Raw genomic sequence first — 19,905 nt, 5'->3', positions numbered from 1 at the left:
TTATACTGGTGCGCATGTCCCCTGCCCCTGCCCCCCTCGATCCGGCCCTGGCCGTGCAGCGCATCCGCGATCTGGCGCGCGCGCACGGCTTCCAGCGCTGCGGCATTGCCGGCATCGAGCTGGGCGAGGATGAAGCGCACCTGGCCGATTGGCTGGGCCAGGGCCTGTACGGCACCATGGACTGGATGGCCCGCCACGGCACGCTGCGCGCCCGCCCCGCTGAACTGTTGCCCGGCACCGTGCGGGTGATTTCGGTGGGCATGGATTACAGCCACAAGGACGACACCGAAGCCTGGGCGACCTTGGCCGATCCCGGCCGCGCCTACGTGGCGCGCTACGCGCTGGGCCGCGATTACCACAAGCTGATGCGCAACCGGCTGCAGAAGCTGGCCACACAGATCAACGACGAAGTCGCCCCGCTGGGCTACCGCGTCTTCGTCGATTCCGCACCGGTGCTGGAACGTGCGCTGGCACGCAACGCCGGGCTGGGCTGGATCGGCAAGCACACCTGTCTGATCGATCGCCATGGCGGCTCGTGGTTCTTCATCGGCGAAATCTACATCGACATTCCGCTGCCGATCGATGCAGCGGCCACCGCGCACTGCGGCACCTGCACGCGCTGTATCGATGTGTGCCCCACCCAGGCCATCACCGCGCCGCATCGACTGGATGCACGCCGCTGCATTTCCTACCTGACCATCGAGCACGACGGCGCGATTCCCGAAGACATGCGGCCGCTGATCGGCAACCGCATCTATGGTTGCGATGACTGCCAGCTGGTCTGCCCCTGGAACAAGTTCGCCAAGCGCACCGACGAGGCCGATTTCCGCGCGCGCAACAACCTGGATACCGCGCGCCTGGACCAGCTGTTCGCGTGGGACGAAGCGGAGTTCCTGCGCCGTACCGAGGGCAGCCCGATCCGCCGCAGCGGCCATGAACGCTGGCTGCGCAATATTGCCGTGGCGCTGGGCAATGCGCCGGCATCGGCCGAGGCACTGGCCGCGCTGCATACCCGCGCCAACGATCCCTCGCCCGTGGTGCGCGAGCACGTGCAGTGGGCCCTGGCCCAGCACGGCGCAGCCTGACGTGCGATCCTGAGCCCCCGTTCCACCCGCCACGCGCCGCATCCATGCAATCTCGCAACAACGACATCCTCACCCCCAGCCAGCTCAACACGCTGGCCCGCGACCTGCTGGAAGGCAGTTTCCCGGCCATCTGGGTGGAAGCAGAACTGGGCAGCGTGGCCCGCCCCGCCTCCGGGCACCTGTACTTCACCCTGAAGGATGCACGCGCGCAGCTGCGTGCCGCCATGTTCCGGATGAAGGCGCAGTACCTGAAGTTCGTGCCACGCGAGGGCATGCGCGTGCTGGTGCGCGGCAAGGTGACACTGTATGACGCGCGTGGTGAGTACCAGATGGTGCTCGACCATATGGAAGAGGCGGGAGAAGGCGCCCTGCGCCGCGCGTTCGAGGAACTGAAGGCACGGCTGCAGGCCGAGGGGCTGTTCGACCCCGCGCGCAAGCGGCCCATGCCTGCGCACGTGCAACGCCTGGCGGTGATCACCTCACCCACCGGTGCCGCCGTGCGCGACGTGCTGAGTGTGCTGGCGCGGCGCTTCCCGCTGCTGGAAGTGGATCTGCTGCCGACCCTGGTACAGGGCAGCAGTGCTGCCGCGCAGATCACCCGATTGCTGCAGGCCGCCGATGCCAGCGGCCGCTACGACGTGATCCTGCTCACCCGTGGTGGTGGTTCACTGGAAGACCTGTGGGCCTTCAACGACGAGGCGCTGGCCCGCGCGATCGCTGCCAGCGGCACGCCAGTGGTCTCGGCCGTCGGCCACGAAACCGACTTCAGCCTCAGCGATTTCGCTGCCGACCTGCGCGCACCCACACCGTCGGTGGCCGCCGAACTGCTGGTGCCGGACCAGCGCGAACTGGCCCTGCGCCTGCGCCGCAGCGCGGCGCGCATGGTGCAGCTGCAGCGGCATACGATGCAGCAGGCGATGCAGCGCGCCGACCGTGCGTTGCTGCGTCTGAACGCGCAGAGCCCGCAGGCGCGACTGGACCTGCTGCGCCGCCGCCAGGCGGATCTGGGCCGACGCCTGCATGCCGCGTTCAATCAACAGCAGGAGCGTCGTGCGGCGCGCCTGCGCCATGCCGCGGCCGTGCTGCGTGCGCACCACCCGCAACGCCAGCTGGACGAGATGCAGCGGCGCCTGATCGTACTGCGCGGGCGTCCGCAGGCCGCGTTGCAGCGGCTGCTGGAACGCGATGCCCTGCGCCTGCGCGGGCTGGCGCGATCACTGGAAGCAGTCAGTCCGCTGGCCACCGTGGCGCGCGGCTACAGCATCCTGACCCGTGCCGACGATGGCGCACTGGTGCGGCACATCGACCAGGTGCAGCCGGGCGATGCCCTGCGGGCCCGCGTGGGTGACGGCGTGATCGACGTACAGGTCAAGTGAGGGGTTGTTCGGCAGGGCTGCGCCCTGCACCCCTGTAGAGTCGAGCCATGCTCGACTGAAGCAACGTCAACGTCAACGTCAACGTCAACGTCAAGAGCCTGCATTCCGTGGGATGGCGGGGCGGGGTCGGATCCCGTTGCATAGCAACGGGCTCTGACCCCGCATTCTTTTCGGTGTCTGACAACTTCATCCACGCATGGCGTAGCTCTACTGTGTCGACCAAGGTCGACACCTACCAGAGCAGAACGCCGTGTCGAAGGCGGCTGTGGGTAGGTGTCGACCTTGGTCGACACGTCTGTCAGATGTCGAATGAATCATCCACGCATCGTGTGGATCTACTGTGTCGACCAAGGTCGACACCTACCAGAGCAGAACACCGTGTCGAAGGCGGCTGTGGGTAGGTGTCGACCTTGGTCGACACGCCTGTCAGATGTCGAATGAATCATCCACGCATCGTGTGGATCTATTGTGTCGACCAAGGTCGACACCTACCAGAGCAGAACGCCGTGTCGAAGACGGCTGTGGGTAGGTGTCGACCTTGGTCGACACGTCTGTCAGATGTCGAATGAATCATCCACGCATCGCGTGGATCTACTGTGTCGACCAAGGTCGACACCTACCAGAGCAGAATGCCGTTCCGACAGACCGCGGCGATCTGTCAGAGGTGGGGCGGTGTCGGAGTGCGGGGTGTCAGCCGCATGGATGCGGCTGCCAAGCCTACAAGGACGTACTTGCGGCGCCCCCGCAATCCGACACCGCCCCGCCATCCCCGGGAAACCCGCCTTTGACGTTGCCTTTGACGTTGCCGTTGCCGTTGCCGTTGATCCAAGCAGGTGCAGGCTGCAAGCCCTGCCGACCACCCCCTACCGCGCCTGCTCGCAGAATTTCTGCCGGTACTCGAGGGCCTTGGGCATCAGCGCCTGCAGGTTCTGGATGCGGGTGCCGGGATTGGGATGGGTCGACGAAAACTCCGGCGGCGACTGGCCACCACTGGCCTGCCCCATGCGCTGCCACAGGGGAATCGCCTCGCGCGGGTCGAAACACGCCGCCGCCGCCAACATCAGACCCACTTCATCGGCCTGCGTCTCGTGGCTGCGCGCGTACGGCAACAGATAGCCGTAACCCATCGCCGACATCATCATCTGTTGCTGCTGCGCATCCATGCCACTGGCCGCACCGGCCATCTGCCCGATCTGGGTCAGCTTCTGCTGGGCCATGCGCTGTGCACCATGGCGCAGCAGCGCATGGGCGATCTCGTGCCCCATCACCACCGCCATGGCATCGGTCGTACGCGCCACCGGCACCAGCCCGGTGTACACGGCCATCTTGCCGCCGGGCAGGCAGAAGGCGTTGGCCTGGTCACTGGGAATCACGTTCACTTCCCACTCGAAATCGCGGGAAAAGTGCCCCGGCTGCAACCCATGTTCCTGCGCCAGCGCGGTTTCCACCACATCCACCTTGGCGATCAGGCGCTGGGCGATGGCGCGCACATCGCGTGAGATCTGCGCGTTGGGGTCCAGTGGCCGTTCCTGCGCCAGGATCTGCTGGTAGGCCTGCAAGCCCAACGCACGTTCTTCGCTGGCATCCAGGCTGCTGTCGATCAGCACCTTCTCGCCGGTGTACGGGTCCACCGTTCGGTTGGAAAACCAGTAGTACGCTGCATAGCCGGCGGCCAACAGCAGTACCCACCAGCGGATGTTGCCGAACAGGCCGCGCCGTGGCGAACCCTGTTGCGGCGAGCGGGAAAAGGGATCGTTGCGCATCGGCAGGTCTTCCGGCGGACCCCGCCGGCCGGCGGGCACGCTGCAATCTTAGTGCGCCGCCGCCTGCGCGGGGTGAAACAGGCGCATCAGATGCCGCGCACCAGGCGGAAGCCGATGCGGGCGTTGGTGGTGTCTGAATCCTGGGATTGCCGCCACGCCGCACGGGTCTGCTCGGGCGCGTTGGCCCAGTTGCCGCCACGGATCACCCGCGAACGGCAGCCAGGGTTGTACCAGGCCACGCCATCGGACGGGGCGCGGCGGTAGCTGGAATGCCAGCAATCGGCCACCCATTCGCTCAGGTTGCCGCCCATGTCGTGCAGGCCGAAGGCATTGGCCTGGAAGCTGCCCACCAGCGCCGGCCCCCACCAGCCATCGCCATAGCCCACGAAGGCGTTGTGCCAGTGCCGGCCCGACGGGGAAACATCCTGGCTGCCGGTGTAGTTGCCGCTGCCCGCAGGCGGCAGACCGGCATCCCCCCAGGGGTAGCGGCCACTGCCGCCGGCCCGCAGGGCGTACTCGAACTCGGCTTCGCTGGGCAGGCGGTAGGCGCGGCCGGTCTGCTCGGACAGCCAGGTGGCGTAGTTTTCCGCATCGCGCACGCTCACGTGCATCACCGGCGAATTGCCCATCGCGCGACTGCCATCGTAGTCCGAGCGCCAGTCCACGCCGCTGCGGCGGATGAAGTTGCCGCTGCGCTCGTCATACACCACCGAGTGGCCGCGACGGGTCGCACGCGGGCGCGCGCTGGTGGCCTTCACGAAACGCTCGAAATCGGCGACGGTCACTTCAGTGATCGCCATGGCAAAGCCACGTTCAAACCGCACGTAGTGTGACGGTCGCTCGGCGTCGCTGGCGCCCGGTTCGGTGTCACCGGCGCCCATCTGGAAGCCGCCATGCGGCACCACGATCATCTGCGGCCCGCGCCCGCCATCGCGCAGGGGGTCGCTGAACACCTGCCCTGGGCGGAAACTGCCGTAGTGGGTGGCCAGGTCGATGCGTTCGCGCAATTGCGCCACCACGGCATCGCCCGGCAAGGCGATGCGCAAGGCCTCGGCCAGCTTTTCACGGGCCGACTTCAGTCCCTGCGGCGTTTCCAGGTCGCGCAGCCCGCCGTCACGCAACTGCACCAGGGTCGCTGCACGGATCTGCTCGATGCGTTCGAACGCGTCGGCGATGGTCGGCGACGAATCCCGCACCTTGCTGGCTTCGGCCAGCCAGGCCCCGGCGGAAGCAAAATCGCGGCTGCGTGCGGCGTCTTCGGCGCGCCGGATCAGCGCGCTTTCGGCGGCGGCCAGGCCCTGCCGGGCACGGCGGTTGTTGGCATCCAGTGCCAGCGCCTCACGGAACGCCGGAATGGCCCCGTCACCGTCCTCGCCCACCCGACCGGCGCGCAGATCCTCCTCGCCCGAGCGGTTGTAGGCCACCACGCGCTGGGCGGTCTCCACCCGGCTCTGCAGCGCGCGCACCTTCGGCTCGTTGGGTGCCAGGGTCAGCAGCACCAGCGCCTGCCGCCCTGCCTCGGCCAGTGCCTCGCGCTGCTGCAGCGGCCGCGCCAGCAGGGCGTCGGCCTGCTGCTGCAGGCGCTGCCGGGCACGCTGCAGACCGGCGCGGGCCGCGCGGTCGTCCGGGGCTTCTTCCTGCACCGCCAGCCACAGCGGAATGGCCGCCTCGGCGTCCTCGTACAGCCTCCCGTCGCTGAACGCCTGTTCGGCGGCACGGCGCAGCTGCGCCAGCGTCCGCCCCTGCCGATCCACCCGTGCCGGGGTCCAGCGCTGCACGTCCTCGCTGGCATCCTCGCCGGCAATGGTCACCGTGCCCGTCGCCGCCGCAGCAGCCGTGTCGTCCACCTTGGGCCGCGGCCGTTCCGGTTCGCCGGCCGATGGGCTTGCAGGCGGCGACGGCGTACACGCGGCCAGGGCCAGGCCCAAGGCGGTACACAGCGCAATCGGCAGGGCAAAACGCAAACGGAGGCTCCTTCGGTACGGGTGCGCACCGACGTTAGGCTATTCTCCCCTGCCTGAGCAAACCCGAGTAGCAGGCCCCCACCCGTGGCAATCTGGATCACCACCCCCGCCGAGCTGGACGCCTACCGCCAGCAGCGCCCGGCCCGTATCGGCCTGGACACCGAATTCATCCGCGAACGCACCTTCTGGCCGCAGCTGGCTCTGGTGCAGATGGCCGTGGGCAACGACATCCTGTTGATCGATCCGCTGATTCCCGGCATGCCCGAAGCGCTGGCACCGTGGCTGACCGATGAATCGATCATCAAGGTCATGCACAGCGCCAGCGAAGACCTGGTGGCCTTCAAGTGGACCTGCGGCGTGCTGCCCCGGCCCTTGTTCGACACCCAGATCGGCGCGGCGCTGGCCGGTATCGGCGGTGGCATGGGCTACCAGAAACTGGTGCAGGAAATTACCGGGGTAACGCTGGCCAAGGGCGAAACGCGCTCGGACTGGATGCGCCGTCCGCTGTCTGAATCGCAGTTGCAGTACGCCGCCGACGACGTCGAGCATCTGTTTGCCCTGCACGATGCGATCGAAGCCAAGCTGCAGGCGCTGGGCCGCCGCCAGTGGCTGCAGGACGATGCCGAACGTCTGCTGGCCAACGTTGCCAACGATGAAGACCGTTGGCCGCACCTGGGCATGCGCGCGGCACAGTTCCTCGACGCGGCCGCCCAGCGCCGCCTGCTGCGCCTGCTGCGCTGGCGCGACGGCCAGGCCCGCAGCAGCGACCGCCCGCGCAGCTGGATCCTGGACAACGAACTGGCCGCCACCCTGGCACGCACCCCGCCGGCCGACCTGGCCGCGCTGGGCAAGCTGTTCGAGCAGTTCCCGAAAGCCCCGCGCAAGCTCACCGCCGCCGTGTGGCAGGCGCTGGAAACGCCGCTGCCCGATGAGGCCGAAGCACCGCTGGCCGTGCAGGCCACCGACGCCGACAAGAAGACCATCAAGAAGCTGCAGGATGCGGTGGCCGAGCGCAGCCGCGAGCTGGGCCTGGCCGACGGCGTGCTGGCCTCGCGCAAGCACCTGGAAAGCTATCTGGAACGCCGCCAGTGGCCGGCCGCGCTGGCCGGCTGGCGCCAGCAGGAACTGGAAGCACGCCTGCAGGCCTTGCTGCCAGCATGACAGGCCGCCGCGCCTGACCGGCGCGGCACTCCCCTATCACACGTAGCCGGCCGCCTTCAGGCGCGCCCAGCGCTGCGCACCGATCGCCTTGCGCATCGCCGGCAGCGGGTCCACCGCGCCGGTGTTGTCGGCCACCGCCACCACGAAGTCCTCGGTGGTGTGCAGGTGGGCGCGCTGTTCCGGCGCATCCAGCCACGCCGCCACCCGCGTGAGCAGGCGCATCGCCGAGGTGGTACTGCCGCGCATCTCCATCAACCGGCCATGGCGCTTGCACGCGTCCAGCAGGGCCGGATCGTCGAACCAGCACTCATCGTCGTCGCGCTGGCCGGCACGCATCTCGTCCGGTGCCCACAGGTAGTAGGCAACGTCCTCACCGCGTTCAAGCACCGCCTGCCGGTAGGACTGGCGCCCCCAGGTGATGAACGGTGGCCAGGCCGAACTGAAATCGCCATCGGTGAAGCACAGCAGCAGGCAATACAGCGGCTCGTCGCGTGGAATCAGCGGCAGCTGCGTGGCGATGGCCTGCATCAGCCGGCGCTCCACATCGGCAGCGGCGGCGGCCAGGGTTTCGCCGCGGCGCGGGCGCTGGTACTGCAGGCGCTGGCTGCCGGTGGGTGTGCCGTCTTCATGCAGATACTGCAGTTCGATACGGTCCAGGGCGCCGGCCTCATCGTAGCTGTAGACATCCTGGCACCACCAGCTCGGGCGCTCGTCCCCCCAGTTGCGCACCACCACGCGCAGCAGCACTTCGCCGTCCCAGTGATACGTGCTGTCGTGACCGCGATGGCCAACGGTCAGCTCACTGCTCTGCAGCCGCCCGCGGGGTTCGTGCCAGGCGCGGGCCGAGGCAATGCGTCCACCGCGGTAGAAGCTCAGGCTGTGCCGCTGCTCGGTGCCGTGCAGCCACACCGTGGTCCTGGCCCCGTTGTCAGCCACGGCAAGCACGATGCGCTCCTGCGCGTCGAAACCATGGTGCACATGCGCATCCGGGTCCGCCTTGGCATCGTCCAGCCAGCGACTGCGGCGCACGCCATACTTTTCGGCCATGAACGGCGCGTCATGCGCCATGTCGCCGCTGGCCCAACGCCAGCGCACCACCTGCGCCCGGCATTGTTCAATCAGGGTCTCGGCGGCGCGAGCATCGGCATACTGCTGGTACAGCGTCTGGATCATGGTCGAAGTCCGTTCAACACAGCGCGGCAGCCTAGCATGCAAGGCCGCCCTGCACCGCCGTGCCGCAGGCGCCGTGCTAGGGTTGCGCCGTGCAGACAAGGAGACGTCAATGAATCCCCTGAAGATCGCAGCAGCGTGTGCCCTGCTGCTGGCAGCGCCCGCCATGGCCAGCAGCGCGACGCGGCCAACCTACGGGCAGGAAAAGGAAAACAGGGCCAAGCTGGTGGACATCATTGATGGCGCCACCCGCGACGGTCTGGTTGCCGTCCTGGTGCCGGCCCCGTATGTCGTGCACACCGGCGGACCCGGTGTCGGCTCTCCCATCACCGGCTTCCATCTGGGCCGCCGCTCGACCGACCTGCCCGGCTTCTCCGCGCGCGTGTCCTGGCAGCACAAGGACGTTCCCTCGCAGGGCTATGTGCAGCTGTTCAATACCAACGAACTGGAAACCGGCCCGCAGCGCACGGTGCTGATGGACGTGTTCGAAGTCCATCTGATCCCGCCGGGCACCTACCTGCTCAATGGCGCGGAAAACTATCGACTGAACACCCGGGTGGCCAAGCTGAAGCCATTGGGCGACAAGGACGAGGTCTCCAAGGACATCGGCGCTACCCGCCTGGCCGACGTGGACTATCGCTTCTATTCGTGGAAGAAGGTCTGGGTGCCGCCCTACACGGCAACCGACCAGCACTCCCGGCAGGTGTGTACCTCCGTGCACGTCGCGTCGGGCAACTGCATGTCCTGGGGCACGCAGAACTACCAGACCTCGGAAGCCAGGGAAGGGTTCTGGGAAGACCGGATCGTTCCCGATACCATCCCGGCCGTGCGCATCCAGGCGGTCATCGCCAAGGCCCATGCGCCGCTGGCCTTCACCGCGCGCGAAGGGCAGATCCTGCTGAGCCCGTTCATCGTTGCCGGCGATGGTGATGTCGATTTCAACGGGAGCGACTGCGCGCCCGTCCAGAACGTAACCGGCTGCGCCCTGCGACGTTTTACCGTGCACTACCAGCCAGCCCCGCTGGACGCCGCACGCAAGCACATCGCGATCACCTCGCAGGGGCTCAACGCGAAGCAACGCAAAGTGTTGGAACGGATGGAAGCGATGCAACTGCAGGTGCTCGGGCCCAGCGCGCCTGCCGATCCGGCCCTGGGACTGGGCGTCAGCGCCACGCCCTGAACTCCCCCCAGGGTACGCAACAAAAACGGCGCTCCGAAGAGCGCCGTTTTCGTTACCCGATCAAGCAGGCCTTACCAGTTCATGTTCAACGAAACACCCACGGTGCGCGGTTCGTTGTAGACCGCGGCCATGTAGTTTTCGATCACACCCTTCAGGTTCTTTTCGTTTGTGATGTTGCGCGCGAACAGCGCCACTTCGTAGGCACCGTAGTTGCCGGAGTAACCCAGCTTCAGGCCACCTTCGAAATCACCCTTGGAATTGAACTCCTGGCTGTCATACAGCACGAAGCTGGTGTAGCCCTGCTTGTTCCAGTCGGTGGACACGAACATCGTGCCCGCGTCGCTGACCGGCATGTCGTAACGCGCGGCGAAGTTGATGTTGTACTTCGGCGCGTTGGGCAGCGGGTTGCCATCGATCTGGGCAAAGGTGTTGGCGCCGACCTTGATGGTCGGGTCGTTCACCGTGCACACCACCTGGCCGTTCAGGCCGCAGACCTGCGCATACACGCGCTTGTCCTGGATCTCGCTGTGCAGCAGGCTGACACCGGCGCTCAGGGTCAGGTTCGGAACCGGGCGCAGTTCCATGTCTGCTTCGAAGCCGTAGGCCTTGGCCTTGTCGGCGTTGAACAGCACGCCGTTGCCGTCCGAATCGTTGCCGTTGAGCTGGATGTCGTTGACCGTGTAGGTGAACGCGGTGGCATTCAGGCGCAGGCGGTTGTCCCACAGGCTGCTCTTCACGCCGGCTTCCCAGGACAGGATGGTCTCCGAGTCGGCGGTGGTGAAATCAGCGTTGAACACGGCCGAGCGGCCCTGGATGGTCGGGCCGCGGAAGCCACGTGCAACCTTGGCGTAGACGCTCACGTTCGGGTTGAACTGGTACATCGCGCTGACGTCCCAGCTCGGGGTGGTATCGGACATCTTCACGTCCGTACGGCCCTTGTAGGTCACCACGCCGGCGGCGGTGTCGGCGGTCTTCAGCAGGCGCGTGTGCTTCTCGTCGCGGGTCTGGCGCAGACCAGCGGTCACGCTGAACTTGTCGGTGAAGGCGTAGCTGAGCTGGCCAAAACCGGCCCACGAGGTGTTCTTGTTGCGCAGGCGCACCCAGTTGTTCGGGTTGCGCGCCGCGCCCTGCAGGAACCAGCCGCGCTGGTAGAAATCGGTGGTATCGCTGCCGTTGAAGTAGAACGCACCGGCCTGCCACTGCAGGGCGCTGTCATCGTGGCTGGCCAGGCGGAATTCCTGGGTCCACTGGTCCAGGTCACGGATCTGCCCCATCGACTGACCGTAGCCGTTGGCCACGCCATTGAACGGGAAGTCTGCCGCCGCGCCGCCGTCGGTGTCGCCACGGCTGTAGCCGGAGGTGGTTTCGTAGGCGGTGATGGAGGTGAAATCGACCGCGCCGAAATCGTAGATCGCCTTCACCGAACCGCCGTAGGTCTTGTAGGCCTGCGGGTTGTTGTCGGCTTCGTCGTAGGCCACCTTGTCGCGCGGCACGTCGGTCTGGTTCGAGCCCTTGGTCAGCGCACCGCGCAGGAACAGGGTCGAGGTGCCGTCGTAATCGCGGGCGTGGGCCGAAGCCAGGATCGAGAACTGGTCGCTGGGCTTGAGCAGCAGTTGCGCACGCACGTTGCGGTCATCGAAGCCGCCCATGGCGTTCTTCTTCGGGCTGACCGTGCCGTCGGCGCTGGGGCCACGGTAGGTGTTGTCCACGTAGTCATCGCGGTGCTGGTACAGCGCCGACACGCGGAACGAGGCGATGTCGTTGATCGGGCCACCGAAGCCGCCATCGACCGACACGCTGTTGTAGGTGGCGTAGCTGGCGCTGACCCGGCCGGTGTACTCATCGGTCGGCTTCAGGGTGTCGAACTTGACGATGCCGGCGGTGGTGTTGCGGCCGAACAGCGAGCCCTGCGGGCCGCGCAGCACTTCCACCTGGTCCACGTCGTAGACCGGGTTGGACTTCAGCACCACGTGTTCCAGCACCACGTCGTCCTGGATGATCGACACCGGCTGCGAGGCACCCAGGTAGAAATCGATGTTGCCCAGGCCGCGGATGTAGAAGCGCGGGAAGATGCGACCGGTGGTGGTTTCCGCATACAGGCTGGGCACGCGGCCGGACAGCGCCAGCAGGGTGTCATCGCCGCCAGCGGTGAAATCGCGCATGCGCTCGCCCTGCACCACGCCCACCGACACCGGCACTTCCTGCAGGTTCTGCTCACGGTGTTCGGCGGTCACGGTGATCGTGTCCAGGCCGGTCGGGGTCGGTGCGCTGTCCTGCGCGGCGGCGCCGAAGCTGGCGGCCAGAGCCAGGCCGGCACAGGCCAGGGCCAGCGGATGGCGGCGGAAGGAAAGCGAGGAAGACGACATGCCCGTCGAACGACGGGAAGCGATATGGGAAGGCATCGAAAGCTCTTGGGAGACGTCCGGGCGGCCTGCGCAAGCCGGGCGGTAGAGGGGGAACCACTGCGCAAGCGCCCATTATCGCCCGAATTGTTACGATTTCGTTGCGCATCCCGTCGCAGTCCGCGTCCCGCCCGCTGCGGCAAAGTCCGCCGGTGGAAGGCGGTAGCCGGCACCACCGCCTCCTAACCCCGGCTGCCCTTACGCCGGGGCCAATGCCGGGCGCCGCTGCAGCACGAAGCGGCCGGCAGCGTCCTGCAACGCGTGCGCCTGTTCGCTCATGGAACGGGCCGAAGCGGACGCCTCTTCCACCAGCGCGGCGTTCTGCTGGGTCACGCCATCCATCTGCACGATGCTCTGGTTGACCAGTTCGATGCCCGCCGCCTGTTCCTGGCAGGCATGGGCGATCTCGCCCACCAGCCCGCCCAGTTCGGTCACCGAGGCAACCACGTCCTGGATGGTGCGCCCGGCATCGCCGGCCAGTACGTTGCCTTCGGCCACGCGGGCCACCGATTCTTCGATCAGCCCCTTGATCTCCGCCGCCGCCAGCGTCGAGCGCTGTGCCAGTGCGCGCACCTCGCTGGCGACCACCGCGAAGCCGCGGCCGTCCTCACCGGCGCGTGCCGCTTCGACGGCGGCATTCAGGGCCAGGATGTTGGTCTGGAAGGCGATGCCATCAATCACCGTGATGATCTCGGCGATGCGCCGCGAGGCGGCATCGATCTGGCCCATCGTCGCTTCCATCGCGGCCATGGCCGCGCCCCCGCGCCCGGCCACCTGCGCCGCCTCGCTCGCCAGGCGGTCTGCGCGGCGTGCGTGGTCGGCGTTCTGCCGCACGGCCGAGGTCATTTCCTCGATCGAGGCAGCAGACTCTTCCAGGTTGGCAGCCTGCTGTTCGGTACGGCGGGACAGATCATCGTTGCCGGCAGCGATTTCCGCAGCGGCCGTGCTGACCGCTGCGGCGGCCTGCTGGATGCGGCCGACGATGCCGGCCAGCGACCCCACCGTCGCATTGGCGTCCTTGCGCATGCGCGCGAACACCCCCTGCGACTGCCCGTCCATGCGGTGCCGCAGGTCACCTTCGGCCAGGTTGCGCAGCAGGCACGACAGCGCCAGCAGGTTGTCATCGGCAGTAGCCATCACGCTGTTCAGGCCCTGCACCATCTGCTGGAAGTCATTGGCGAAGGCCTGCGCATCGCCGCGCACGGTGAAATCACCGGCCGCCGCCGCCGCAACCAGGCGCTTGATCTCGCCGTTGATGCCCTGCAGCTTGCCGCGCACGCCGTTCAGCGCCTGCGTGATCGCCACCTGTTCGCCAGGCAGCACGTCCATGGTCTGCTGCAGATCGCCTTCAGCGTAGCGTTGGACCAGGGCCACCATGCGCTGCTGGGTCTGCAGGTGCGCCGCCACCAGCGCGTTGGTGCCGGCCACCATGGCGCGGAACTCCCCCTCGAAGGCCAGCTCGTCGATCCGGTGGCTGACCGCGCCCGCCGCATGGCGTTCGCTCATGCTGGCCTGCGCCTGCAGGATCTCGCGCAGCCTGGCGCGCATCTGCTGCAACGACCCCAGCAGACGGCCGACCTCGTCATCGCGGCCCGTATCGATTTCGCGGTCCAGGCGCCCGCTGGCCACATCGCGGGCGACCTGCGCCGCTGCGGCCAGCGGACGACCCAGCAAGCGCCGCACCACCAGCACGATCAGCACGACCACGGTGGTCAGCGCCAGCACGGAAATCAGCGCGATGCGCAGCATCAGGCCGTTCAGCACCTCTGCCAGCACCGATTCCGGTTCCAGGCCGATCACCAGCCATTGCCAGGCGCCGTAGCGCTGTGCCGCCGCGAACCAGGCCTGCTCGGCGCCACCATCGGCCGGGCGCAGATGCAGACGCGCCTGGGTGCTGCGGCCATCCAGCAGCGCCTGCAATGCCGGCAGATCGGCCGCGGCCACGCGTTCCTGCAGCAGGCCACCTTCGCCATCGGCGGCGGCCAGCACCCGGCCGTGGTCCTTGCCCTGGCGCGTGTCGACCACGATGAAGCGGCCCTCGCGGCCCAGCGTCGCCTCGCGCAGGCGCGTCTTCAGCGCGGCCAGGCCCTGCGAGTAGTCCTGCCCCACGAACGCGATGCCAGCCACGCTGCCATCGGCCGCTGGGATCGGCATGTAGTGGGTCATGTAATCGGTGCCGAACAGGTGGGCCGGCCCCGTGTAGCCCTGCCCCGCGCGCACCCGCGCATAGGCCGGGTTGGCGTGGTCCAGCACGGTGCCCAGCGCGCGTTCGCCCTGCGCGTTGCGCAACGAAGTCGCCACGCGGACGAAGTCTTCGCCGTCACGCACGAACACGGTGGCAACGCCGCCGGTCGCCTCGGCGAAGCGATCAACCTCGGTCGATGCCGGGCCGATCACCTGCGTGCCCAGGCGCAGGGTCGGCGCACTGCGGCCGGCCACGTCGATGGGCGCGGTGGCATCGGCCAGCGCCTCACCCTGCGGCAGCATCGCGCGGAAGGTGCCGGCGATGCGCTGGGTGCTTTCGCCCAGGCTGCGGTCATACAGCTGCACCGAATCGCGCATCAGCACCGTGGCGGTATCCAGGCCGGCAACCACGCGCTGCTGGTAGCTGTCGGCGGTATCGCGGTAGATCAGGATCGCCAGTGCGGCGAAGGCCACGGTGGTGATCGCCACCATCAGCAGCGCCAGGCGGGTTGCGATGGTCAGGGTCCGCTTCGGCGGCGAGGCGGAAAATCGGGAGGCAGCCGGGCTCATCATCAGGGGGAATGTCCGTGGAAGGGAGCGCGCGAGGCGCCCCCTCTTAACGGCACCGTTCTGGTCCTCTTTACGCCACCCGGCCTAGCCGCTTCAGGTTATTGACAGCGCCAAGCCATTGATTCATAAACCTTGTTCAGTTTCACCAGGGCCAGGCACGGCCAGCACGGTACGCGGTCCGGGCAGACCGTCTGCGCCCAGCGTGGTCACCGCCAGCAGATGGTCCAGGCGGATGCGCTGCTCGCCGTCATCGGCGTCCAGCAGCAGGAATTCCTCTTTGCCAGGCGTGCTCAGCGTGGTCCGCGCGCGGGCCACGAAGGTGCGGCCATCGATCAGTTCCACCTGCAGCAGGGCGCGGTGCAGGCAGGCGATTTCCAGTACGTCGTGCAGGTCGCACGCGATGGGACGGTAGTCGGTCATGGAGCGTCTTCCGGCACTCAAGGCGCCCAGCCTGCCACGACTGCCGCCCATGCGGCTTGGCAAGCCCCGGGCGGCGGCGCTACACTGGCTTCGCCGTGGGGCCATAGCTCAGCTGGGAGAGCGCGTCGTTCGCAATGACGAGGTCAGGAGTTCGATCCTCCTTGGCTCCACCATTTTCAGAGAAGCCCGTAGATCCCAGTGATCTGCGGGCTTTTTCTTTGGGCACGGACCGCCCGGACCGATAGGATGAGGGTACCCGCGGCGCGGAGCGCCACATCCAGGAAGGGGTCCCATGGACCATGCCTCGATAACGGATCCACATCTGATCCCGCTTTCAACCCTCATTCCCGGCTGGAAGGGTCGGTACATTCCCAGCTACGTCGCTGACGTCGCCCATGGGCTTGGTCTTGAACAGGCGCGGTTGCAGGGAAGTCAGTTGCTCGTCGTCCTGCGCCTACGCGAACTGTCTTACGACGGCATCCGGGAGAAGATCAGGATCGTGTCCGGGCATCGGGAGCTGGAAGACGCAGCGCGCGTGGCCAAGGAGGCTGCAATCCGATGGCTTGCACAGCGCCGGAGCGAGGTGCGCCCTTACGGTCGCTGGCGCCCGATGCAAGATCGGCAATCATGGCCATCAGCAGCACCGCTGTGGGAGGGCGCTCCCCTCTCCTCCTGTCTGGCAGGCCTCTGGGACGGTACGGGGTACTGCGCGATCGAGGTGGCGGCCGCCATCCTGCCGACCGCACCCGCCGATCCCATCAATCCTGCGCTGATCCAGCAGATCGACATGCACGAACTCGCGGACTGGTTCGCCGACGTGGGCCGCGCGGCGCAGACGCCGCCGTCTGCATGACCTTGGCCGACTGAGACTCGACCTGTCCATCACCGGCTCAACCCGGCTCCTGGCTCCCATCCTTGCGTTGCGGTCGCCGCGTGTTCTCGTCATGCACCTTCTGATCGTTCTGGCCAGGGCGGCGCTTGGCCACGTCGTCCTGGTGCTGGTCCTGGCGGCTTTCCTGGGTACCGGCATCCTTTTCGGCGGGCGAAGGCGTGCGGGGAGTAGTCATGGCGGGCTCCGCACCGGCACCGTGCCGGGCTTGCACGACCACGCTAGCGGCGCGGCCGTGAGTCCGTGGTCGCGCTGCCGCGAGCGGCGCGTGCATACCCTGGTATGAGCGGCGGAAACCAAGGCGCAATGGGCAGCCCGGCGCTACCGGCCGACGATGGCGCTGCCGATGCAGAACCCACCGCGCGCCATCCCATCCCGCCAGGAGCCCGCCATGTCCTCCCTGCCCCGCCCCGAATCTGCGCACGCCCCGCTGCCGCCGGGAACGCCCGCCCCCGACTTCCGCCTGCCCGCCACGCCCGACCAGACCGTCACCCTGGCAGAGCTGCGTGGCCGCCCGGTCATCCTTGCCTTCTATCCCGCTGACTGGAGCCCGGTCTGCGGCGACCAGATGGCCCTGTACAACCAGTTGCTGCCCGAGTTCCAGCGACAGGGCGCGCAGTTGATCGGCATCTCCGTCGATGGCGTCTGGTGCCACGCCGCGTTCGCCGAACAGCGCCACCTGCATTTTCCGCTGCTGGCTGATTTCGAACCCAAGGGCGCCGTCGCCCGGCAGTTCGGTGCCTATCGGGAACACGATGGGGTCTGCGAACGCGCGCTGTTCGTGATCGATGCGCAGGGCATCGTGCGCTGGAGCTACCTGTCGCCACTGGGCATCAATCCCGGTGCCGATGGCATTCTGGATGCCTTGTCACGCCTGCCGCGCACGTCGGCAGCGGAGGTGACCCCATGAGCCGCCTGCACGTTCCCGTCAGCGCCAGCGACCATGCCAGTGGCCCGGCCGATGCGGCGGTCACCCTGGTCGAATATGGCGACTACCAGTGCCCGTACTGCGGCCAGGCCTACCCCATCGTGAAGGCCCTGCAGCAGGCATTGGGCGATTCGCTGCGCCTGGTGTTCCGCAACTTCCCGCTCAGCGAAATGCACCCGGATGCCCTGAATGCCGCGCGCCTGGCCGAAGCCGCGGCCGACGCCGGACACTTCTGGAGCGCCCATGACCTGCTGTACGAACGCCAGGGTGCGCTGGCACCGCATGACCTGCAGCGCTATGGCGAACTGCTGCAGTTGCCGCCGGAACGCGTGCGCGCCGCATTGGCCGGCGCGGACGATGCACGCATCGAGGCCGACTTCATGGGCGGCGTGCGCAGCGGTGTGAATGGCACGCCCTGTTTCTTCATCAACGGCGTGCGACACGATGACAGCTGGGACTACGACACCCTGCTGCTGGCGCTGCAGCGCGCGATGTAATTCTGCAACAACTGCCCAACCGCCGCGTGCAGGCGCCTACGGCTCAGGCCTGCACGCACTCGCGCACCGCGAACGGATGCCCGCACGCACTGCATTCGGAATGACCGAAGGCCAGTTCCAGCAGCTGCCCGGCGGGGATATCGCCATCGCCGCGCACCTGCTGCATCAGCCACTCCTCGGCCACGCCGACCGGTTCACCGGGCAGCAGCGCAGACGTCGCCGACGGGGCACCGAACACCGGATCCTCATGGCAGACATACGGGGCTTCAACATCCAGCGTGCAGTACAGGTCGGCCGAGCAAGCCACGCACTCTCCCACGATCTCGCCCTCGGCAAGCCGGTCCAGGTGCTGCGACCAGGCTTTTTCACCACTCAGCCCCAGCCACGCCTGGCGCAGCCAGCCACGCGGGCCATGCCCATCCTCGGACAGCGGCACTGCCTCCCGGCCACTGCCCTGCAGGCGCTTGAGCACCTTGCTGCGCAGCGCCTGGATGACATCGCCGTGCGGCGCCAGGCCCGGGTCGCCCACCTCCGAGCCGGCGACGATCGCACCGGCCAGCAGCAGCGCATCATCGCCGTCGCTGCGCCCGGTCTGCCGCGCGATTGACAACAGCACCGGCAGCGCGGCGTGGCTGGCAGGGTAGACCGTGCCCTGGTGGCATAGATGCGACCAGATGTCGTTCCAGTCCTGCTGGTGCTGCGGGTCCATCAGCGCGGCCAGCAGTACACCCGCTTCAGAGGCGTCGCCATAGGCACACTGCAGCGCGCCCCAATCGATGGCATGAACGTCGGCGGTCCTCGGCATGTCCTTCCCTAGCCAATGTGGTACGCGGCCCAGCATGCCCCATCATCGGGCCGATTGGACAGCGCGCTTGTGGCTGCAACCCACCCGCGGCCACAATCGGCACACCCACCGACGCACAAGGAAGCGCCATGAATCGCCCCGCCCTGTTGGCCTCACTGCTGGTCCCACTGGTGCTGGCGACCGGCTGCGCCCATCGCCTGGCTGCCGCGCCGCCGCCGGTGCCCGGCTACATCGGCAACTACGAAGCTGTGCGTGCCGCGCAGGACGATCCAGCGCGCGGCATTTCTGGCACCTTCGCGATGAGCGTGCAGGCCGTCGGCAGCGACGATGGCCGCATCTACCTCAACAGCGAACGCGACTACCGGCACCCGCTGAACATCACCCTCAGCATGGATGCCGCGCTGCGCCCCGCACTGGAAGAAGCGCTGGGCCTGAAGCTGGACTACCTGCAGAACCGCCGCCTGCTGGTGGGCGGCACCGCGCGCCGGGTCCGCATCGACTTCATCAATGCCAACGGCCAGCCCAGCGGCAAGTACTACTACCAGACGCAGATCAGCGTCAGCGATCCACGACAGGTGCGTTTCGCACCGTGAGTACGCATGGCAGCGCACTTCGGGCGCTTGATTTCGACGCCGCCGACGGCAGCATCGGCCTGGGTGAGCTGCCGCTGAGGATCGGGCCGACGCTCACGCTGGCACAGGCATGCGCGGGTTTTGCCGCGCTGCTGCAGCATAGCCGCGACCTCGGCAACGGCTACCAGTGGCTGCACCTGCACGCCCTTCAGCTGCAGGGCGTGCCGGCGGCAATCGCCCTGTGCTTCCACGGGCAGGCGCTGTCGATGCTGTCCATCGGCGTGCAGCTGCCCGGCGCGCCGATGGAAGACGGCTGGCCCACCCAGGCCGCCATCGATGCCGAAGTCGCGTTCATGCGCCGCGCCTTGGCCAAAGCACTGGGACGCCCGCTCAACGCCGGTCGCGCACGTTTCGACTGGGGCGAGGCCTGGGCGGTGTTCGACCCGAAGGGCTTCATGGCCAGCAGTGGGTTGTCCTACCGCTAGTGCACCGCCCTGCCCGGCCGAATCGCCTTGGCAGGCTCAATCAAGCTTCACCACCCGCTTGCCGAAGCTGCGCCCCTGCAGCAGGCGGAAGCCCGCATCCCCCGCCCACCGGCGGCCTGCATTCCGCCGCGCACGCAGGATCAAGCACTTGCGCGCGCGCAGACGGCAATGTGAAGGTTTTTTGCCAAAACGCTTGCCGAACGCGGTCTACCTCCGTAACATGCGCGTCCTCGGCAGCGACCTCGCTGCAACGAAACAAGTGGCCGAGTAGCTCAGTTGGTAGAGCAGGGGATTGAAAATCCCCGTGTCGGCGGTTCGATTCCGTCCTCGGCCACCACTTTCGAAGGCCTGCAGAAATGCAGGTCTTTTTTTTCCAGATACAGGGCCGAGTAGCTCAGTTGGTAGAGCAGGGGATTGAAAATCCCCGTGTCGGCGGTTCGATTCCGTCCTCGGC

Annotated in this window: 17 protein-coding genes and 2 tRNA genes; 11 read left to right on the top strand and 8 right to left on the bottom strand. The window is 67.5% G+C overall.

The genetic code is table 11. The features are described 5' to 3' along the window. Positions 1-14: 14 nt before the first annotated feature. Together queG and xseA are read left to right on the top strand one after the other, a co-directional pair. Positions 15-1,085, top strand: a complete 1,071-nt coding sequence (gene queG, locus G4G00_RS18295; protein WP_108762486.1) for a tRNA epoxyqueuosine(34) reductase QueG — start codon at positions 15-17, stop codon at positions 1,083-1,085. Between the two features lie 44 nt (positions 1,086-1,129). Further along, positions 1,130-2,461 carry an exodeoxyribonuclease VII large subunit gene (xseA, locus tag G4G00_RS18290; protein ID WP_164275575.1) on the top strand — a complete coding sequence of 444 codons (1,332 nt, stop codon included), beginning with the start codon at positions 1,130-1,132 and terminating at the stop codon, positions 2,459-2,461. Between the two features lie 863 nt (positions 2,462-3,324). On the opposite strand, the gene G4G00_RS18285 is transcribed toward xseA, so the two are convergent. Further along, positions 3,325-4,224 carry a M48 family metallopeptidase gene (locus G4G00_RS18285; RefSeq protein ID WP_108753653.1) on the bottom strand — a complete coding sequence of 300 codons (900 nt, stop codon included), beginning with the start codon at positions 4,222-4,224 and terminating at the stop codon, positions 3,325-3,327. A gap of 86 nt (positions 4,225-4,310) precedes the next feature. Next, positions 4,311-6,188: a formylglycine-generating enzyme family protein gene (locus tag G4G00_RS18280; protein WP_164275572.1), complete on the bottom strand. Its 1,878-nt coding sequence runs from the start codon at positions 6,186-6,188 to the stop codon at positions 4,311-4,313. Between the two features lie 84 nt (positions 6,189-6,272). Between G4G00_RS18280 and rnd the strand changes: the two genes are divergently transcribed. Then, positions 6,273-7,349 (top strand): ribonuclease D, encoded by a 1,077-nt coding sequence (gene rnd, locus G4G00_RS18275; protein WP_108753655.1) that lies wholly within the window; start codon positions 6,273-6,275, stop codon positions 7,347-7,349. 36 nt (positions 7,350-7,385) lie between these two features. On the opposite strand, the gene G4G00_RS18270 is transcribed toward rnd, so the two are convergent. Further along, positions 7,386-8,522 (bottom strand): hypothetical protein, encoded by a 1,137-nt coding sequence (locus tag G4G00_RS18270; protein ID WP_205515581.1) that lies wholly within the window; start codon positions 8,520-8,522, stop codon positions 7,386-7,388. Here G4G00_RS18270 and G4G00_RS18265 point away from each other — a divergent pair. Next, complete coding sequence (locus G4G00_RS18265) at positions 8,521-9,699, top strand: hypothetical protein (protein ID WP_164275569.1); 1,179 nt, start codon at positions 8,521-8,523, stop codon at positions 9,697-9,699. The two genes, G4G00_RS18270 and G4G00_RS18265, sit on opposite strands and share 2 nt — an antisense overlap. A 71-nt stretch (positions 9,700-9,770) precedes the next feature. Here the strand turns inward: G4G00_RS18265 and G4G00_RS18260 are convergent, their stop codons facing one another. The 3 genes from G4G00_RS18260 to G4G00_RS18250 all read right to left on the bottom strand — a co-directional run bounded on the left by G4G00_RS18260 (position 9,771) and on the right by G4G00_RS18250 (position 15,275). After that, a complete protein-coding gene (locus tag G4G00_RS18260; protein WP_312253308.1) occupies positions 9,771-12,065 on the bottom strand; it encodes a TonB-dependent receptor in 2,295 nt (764 codons plus the stop codon). A gap of 234 nt (positions 12,066-12,299) precedes the next feature. Next, positions 12,300-14,858: a Cache 3/Cache 2 fusion domain-containing protein gene (locus tag G4G00_RS18255; protein WP_164275567.1), complete on the bottom strand. Its 2,559-nt coding sequence runs from the start codon at positions 14,856-14,858 to the stop codon at positions 12,300-12,302. A 120-nt stretch (positions 14,859-14,978) separates the two neighbouring features. Beyond that, the gene (locus G4G00_RS18250; protein WP_164275564.1) at positions 14,979-15,275 is read right to left on the bottom strand and encodes a Rho-binding antiterminator; all 297 of its coding nucleotides are present in this window, start codon (positions 15,273-15,275) and stop codon (positions 14,979-14,981) included. A 97-nt stretch (positions 15,276-15,372) separates the two neighbouring features. On the opposite strand from G4G00_RS18250, the gene G4G00_RS18245 reads away from it, so the two are divergent. Further along, positions 15,373-15,448: transfer RNA gene (locus tag G4G00_RS18245), tRNA-Ala, on the top strand. A gap of 119 nt (positions 15,449-15,567) precedes the next feature. Continuing rightward, positions 15,568-16,128, top strand: coding sequence for a hypothetical protein (locus G4G00_RS18240; protein ID WP_164275561.1), 561 nt, complete (start codon positions 15,568-15,570; stop codon positions 16,126-16,128). A 37-nt stretch (positions 16,129-16,165) separates the two neighbouring features. Here G4G00_RS18240 and G4G00_RS21850 read toward each other — a convergent pair whose 3' ends face one another. Further along, positions 16,166-16,342, bottom strand: coding sequence for a hypothetical protein (locus tag G4G00_RS21850; protein WP_199911372.1), 177 nt, complete (start codon positions 16,340-16,342; stop codon positions 16,166-16,168). 213 nt (positions 16,343-16,555) lie between these two features. Here G4G00_RS21850 and G4G00_RS18235 point away from each other — a divergent pair, with 213 nt between their 5' ends. Continuing rightward, positions 16,556-17,074, top strand: a complete 519-nt coding sequence (locus G4G00_RS18235) for a peroxiredoxin (protein ID WP_164275559.1) — start codon at positions 16,556-16,558, stop codon at positions 17,072-17,074. Then, positions 17,071-17,589, top strand: a complete 519-nt coding sequence (locus tag G4G00_RS18230; RefSeq protein WP_108756706.1) for a thioredoxin domain-containing protein — start codon at positions 17,071-17,073, stop codon at positions 17,587-17,589. The genes G4G00_RS18235 and G4G00_RS18230 overlap by 4 nt, the downstream gene beginning before the upstream one ends. 43 nt (positions 17,590-17,632) lie before the next feature. On the opposite strand, the gene G4G00_RS18225 is transcribed toward G4G00_RS18230, so the two are convergent. Continuing rightward, on the bottom strand, positions 17,633-18,394 hold the full coding sequence (locus G4G00_RS18225; protein WP_164275556.1) for a hypothetical protein: 762 nt from the start codon (positions 18,392-18,394) through the stop codon (positions 17,633-17,635). 128 nt (positions 18,395-18,522) lie between these two features. Between G4G00_RS18225 and G4G00_RS18220 the strand changes: the two genes are divergently transcribed. The 3 genes from G4G00_RS18220 to G4G00_RS18210 all read left to right on the top strand — a co-directional run bounded on the left by G4G00_RS18220 (position 18,523) and on the right by G4G00_RS18210 (position 19,788). Next, positions 18,523-18,987 (top strand): hypothetical protein, encoded by a 465-nt coding sequence (locus tag G4G00_RS18220; RefSeq protein WP_108753662.1) that lies wholly within the window; start codon positions 18,523-18,525, stop codon positions 18,985-18,987. Continuing rightward, positions 18,984-19,451, top strand: coding sequence for a hypothetical protein (locus G4G00_RS18215; RefSeq protein ID WP_108753663.1), 468 nt, complete (start codon positions 18,984-18,986; stop codon positions 19,449-19,451). Before G4G00_RS18220 ends, G4G00_RS18215 begins: the two co-directional genes overlap by 4 nt. 261 nt (positions 19,452-19,712) lie before the next feature. Beyond that, a tRNA-Phe gene (locus G4G00_RS18210) sits at positions 19,713-19,788 on the top strand. Positions 19,789-19,905 lie beyond the last annotated feature (117 nt).

Origin of the sequence: Stenotrophomonas sp. B1-1 (genome assembly GCF_010894375.1) — a bacterium.
GTDB lineage: Bacteria > Pseudomonadota > Gammaproteobacteria > Xanthomonadales > Xanthomonadaceae > Stenotrophomonas.
Note: the sequence above shows the minus strand (reverse complement) of the source record. Positions and strands in the feature narration are given on the sequence as shown.